Source organism: Phenylobacterium sp., assembly GCF_004799395.1.
Classification (GTDB): Bacteria; Pseudomonadota; Alphaproteobacteria; order Caulobacterales; family Caulobacteraceae; genus Phenylobacterium.
Genome location: NZ_SSMZ01000041.1, coordinates 1 through 2,670 on the forward strand (window position 1 = coordinate 1; position 2,670 = coordinate 2,670).

Below are 2,670 nucleotides of genomic sequence, written 5' to 3' on the forward strand. Positions count from 1 at the left end.
CGCCGACGGCGGACGAGATCGGCGCCGCGCTGACCTTGGCGAAGTCATTCTCCGCGACCGGCGCCTGCCTCATCGAGGAGTTCGTCGAGGGCCAGCTCTACAGCCACACCGCCTTCCTGGGCGAGGACGGCATTGTCGCCGACTTCATCGTGGAAGAGCACGGGTCCATCAACCCGTTCACCGTCGATACGAGCTGTGTGGTCACCGACTTCGACCCGACGTTGCTTCGCAAGACCAGGGACGCGATCGAACAGATCGCCTGCGACCTGAAGCTGACGTCGGGCCTGATCCACACCCAGTTCATTTTCGACGGCGAGCAGTTCTGGATCATCGAGATCACCCGGCGCTGCCCGGGCGACCTCTACAGTCTGTTGATCTCGCTCTCGACGGGCTTCGACTACGCGGAAAACTATGCGCGGCCCTTCATCGGCGCACCGTTCAAGGCCTGCGTTCGGCGCGAAAGCGCAATCATGCGGCACACGATTTCCCTGCGCGAAGAGCAGACCTTCGAGTCGCTTCAGTTTCACCGGCCCGTCGAGATCGAAATGTTTTTCCCGCAGGCGCTCGTCGGCGACCGCGTCGCAGCAGCTCCGTTCGCCCGCATCGGAATCCTGTTCGCCAGGACAGAGCCCGGTCCGGCGCTTGACGAGCTGATGCGCGCCACTTTGCGCAGCGAACTCTACTCGGTTCTCGGCTAGGGCGCAGGTGGTGAGATGACCAGCCACGACTTCAAGTCCGCTGCGAACGCCGCGATCGACGCCCCAGCCGCCAATCAGGCCATAGCCCGGGAGCTCCTGTCGGGTGCGTCGGAGCGTCCGTGCTTCATCGTCGGCCGCAACGAACAGTCCTCGGGCCTGATCGGCGGGCTGAGGCTGGACGGCCTAGTGGACGACTTCGCCGAGCCGGGCTCGGATTGGCGCGGCCTTCCGATCGTGTCCACCGCACAGCTTCCCGGCGACGCCATCGTCATCAATTGCTCGACCTCGATCAGTCCGGTCGCCGTCGAGCAAAGGATCAAGGCCGCAGGGATCGGATCGGTCGTTTCGATCCACGAACTCATCTCCGCGGCCGCGGGCGGGATCGAACAGCCGCGCTTCGTCCAGGACCAGCGCGAGGATTGGCGGCTGTTCGACGCGGAATGGGGCGAGGTTTTCGATAGCCTGGAGGACAAGCCCTCCAGGCAGATCCTGCTGGACCTCGTCCGCTATCGTCTTACGGCGAACACCCAGTTCATGCAGGACTACGCGATCCGCGTGAAGGACCAGTACTTCGAACCCTTCCTCGACCTGCGCTCGGAGGTGTTCGTAGACGCAGGCGGCTTCGACGGCGACACGACCGAGGAGTTCTGCCGCCGTTACCCGGACTATCGGAAGGTCCATCTGTTCGAGCCGTCGCAACGCAACATGCGGGCGGCCAAGGCCAGACTGGAGGCCCATCGGGACATCGTCTTCCATCAGGAAGGGCTCTCCGACCAAGTCGGCAGCATGACCTTCGACGCCGAAGCCGGATCGGCGTCCGCCGTCACCTCAGGCCCAGGTGAAGAGGTTCAGATGACCACCTTGGACCTGGCCGTCGCCGAGCCGGTGAGCTTCATCAAGATGGACCTGGAGGGGTGGGAACTGACAGCCCTGGCCGGATGCGAGCGGCATATCCGCGACGACCGCCCCAAACTGGCCATCGCCGTCTATCACCGCGCCAGCGATTTCCGCACCGTGTGGCGATACGCCCGTTCAATCCACCCGGACTACAAGGTGTATTTGAGACACTACACCCAGGGCTGGTCTGAAACCGTAATGTTCTTCGTCTGACGGCGCAGGTCCGCCTCAGGCCAATTGTGATCGGAACCGTCATGGACCTTGAGCCCTCGGCGTCGAACTTCAGCCCTATGAGCAACCCTGCGGAGTTGTTCGAGCACTGTGCGACCCATACGGCCGGGCTGGTCCACATCAAGCCTAAGGTCGTCTTCATGAAGATCGAAGCGGGCGACCCCACGCCCGTTTCGATGAAGATCAACGTCCCGTCGAGCAACATCGGCAGCGTTACCCTGCTCGAAGCCGCGACTCTCGTATCGCTCGTCAAGCTCGTCAAGCCGCGCAAGATCTTCGAGTTCGGGACTTTCCTGGGCTACTCCACCTCCCTGCTCGTCGAAAATTCAGCAGACGATTGCGCCGTCTATTCTCTCGACCTCGGCGACAGCCATGTCAGCGGCAAACCTCTGGACTCCTTCGCCGAGGCGGACCTGCGGAGCGACGGCGATATCAACGACGAATATCTGAGGGGCGCCCAGGGCGCTCTCGGGCCTCACTACACCAGGTCGCTGTCGGCCGCCGACAAGCCCAGGCTTTGCCTGCTCCAGCAGGACAGCCGGACGTTCGACCCGGCGGCCCATGGCCTCGACGGCTCGGTCGACATCGTGTTCGTCGACGGGGGTCACGACACCGAAACCGTAACCATCGACACCGCCAACGCCAGGAAGATGATCGGCGATAGCGGCCTGATCGTTTGGCACGACTTCAATTCGAATATCCATGACGACGTGACGACCTTCGTGAAGGGGCTGGCGAAGCACGAGGTCGTCGTCTGCATCCAGCATACAATGCTGGCGATCCTGCTGGTCGGGAAGGCCGGGCGCGATTTCCTGAAGATCGGCGTCTAGAGGCTATGGCCGAT

At 62.9% G+C, this 2,670-nt stretch carries 3 protein-coding genes; all 3 read left to right on the top strand.

Annotation, left to right across the window (positions count from 1 at the left end; genetic code table 11):
• Positions 1-698, top strand: a 698-nt coding sequence (locus tag E8A12_RS02945) for a hypothetical protein (RefSeq protein ID WP_293366263.1), incomplete at its 5' end; no start/stop codon positions are given.
• A gap of 15 nt (positions 699-713) precedes the next feature.
• The gene (locus tag E8A12_RS02950; protein ID WP_293366264.1) at positions 714-1,808 is read left to right on the top strand and encodes an FkbM family methyltransferase; all 1,095 of its coding nucleotides are present in this window, start codon (positions 714-716) and stop codon (positions 1,806-1,808) included.
• Between the two features lie 41 nt (positions 1,809-1,849).
• Positions 1,850-2,656, top strand: a complete 807-nt coding sequence (locus tag E8A12_RS02955) for a class I SAM-dependent methyltransferase (RefSeq protein WP_293366265.1) — start codon at positions 1,850-1,852, stop codon at positions 2,654-2,656.
• The last annotated feature ends 14 nt before the right edge of the window (positions 2,657-2,670 follow it).

Bases quoted from the DNA above. Each gene is read 5' to 3' on its own strand.
- E8A12_RS02950 (WP_293366264.1), top strand. From the start codon at position 714: ATGACCAGCCACGACTTCAAGTCCGCTGCGAACGCCGCGATCGACGCC.
- E8A12_RS02955 (WP_293366265.1), top strand. From the start codon at position 1,850: ATGGACCTTGAGCCCTCGGCGTCGAACTTCAGCCCTATGAGCAACCCT.